This window comes from Vibrio sp. S12_S33, from assembly GCF_963889785.1.
In the GTDB taxonomy this organism is placed as follows: Bacteria; Pseudomonadota; Gammaproteobacteria; order Enterobacterales; family Vibrionaceae; genus Vibrio; species Vibrio aestuarianus.
In genome coordinates this window covers 1-203 of record NZ_CAWPQZ010000501.1, presented here as the reverse complement: position 1 = coordinate 203, position 203 = coordinate 1, and the positions used below count along the sequence as shown (strand labels likewise).

Genomic DNA, 203 nt, shown 5'->3' with positions numbered 1-203 from the left:
ATCAGCGACGCGGCGGGCAACAGCAGTGGTGATAGTGCGCCAGTGACGTTTGATTTTGACGCCACCGTGCCAACTGCGGTGCCAACACTTACCATCGCGGATGCCGCGGACGGCAGCGTGAGCGTGGCCGAGAACAGTGACGGCGTTGAAACCAACGTGACCCTACCAACGGGCGTGGAAGAAGGCGATACCATCACCTTAAC

Annotated in this window: 1 protein-coding gene; it reads left to right on the top strand. The window is 60.1% G+C overall.

Features of this window, described 5'->3' with window-relative positions; all coding sequences use genetic code 11:
• On the top strand, positions 1-203 hold a 203-nt coding region (locus AACW06_RS20885; protein ID WP_192076441.1), incomplete at both ends, for a hypothetical protein.